General features: G+C 60.1%; 1 pseudogene. It reads right to left on the reverse strand.

The annotated features are described in order from the left end of the window. Window positions 1-198: pseudogene (locus QZR30_RS27920) on the reverse strand (DUF6124 family protein); the annotation flags it as partial. Window positions 199-444 lie beyond the last annotated feature (246 nt).

Here is a 444-nt window from a genome sequence, read left to right on the forward strand (position 1 = left end):
TAGCAGCTCGCCGCAGTCCAGCGCGGTGGCGGATGCGCTGTCGAGCAAACTGGCGGTGTAGAGCAGGGCATCTTCGAAGCTCAGGTCTTCGTTGACACAGTGGAAGCCTTGGGTGGGCAGGTAGTGGTCGATGGCGCGGTTGAAGGCGGCGCGGTCTTTTGCGGGATCGCGGGGTGGGTCGGGTAGGACTTTATTCATGGTGTAGTTCCTGTCTGAATATCAAGGAGCTGACACCTTTCGCGACTAAACGAAGGTGGCGGCTGTACGCAGGTTAGTCGACCGGTCAGAACAGGAACCCGGCGCGCCCGAGGGCGCCCTGCGCACAGCCACCATAAAGCTTCATGGGAGCATGCGCCTGTTCAAAATCCGGGCGACTAAACCCGATCACTGAATTGGCAGTGACGGACCGCAGACTAGCCACCGATTCCAGCAGGCACAAGCCAC

Origin of the sequence: Pseudomonas sp. rhizo25, assembly GCF_031931935.1 — a bacterium.
Classification (GTDB): Bacteria; Pseudomonadota; Gammaproteobacteria; order Pseudomonadales; family Pseudomonadaceae; genus Aquipseudomonas; species Aquipseudomonas synxantha.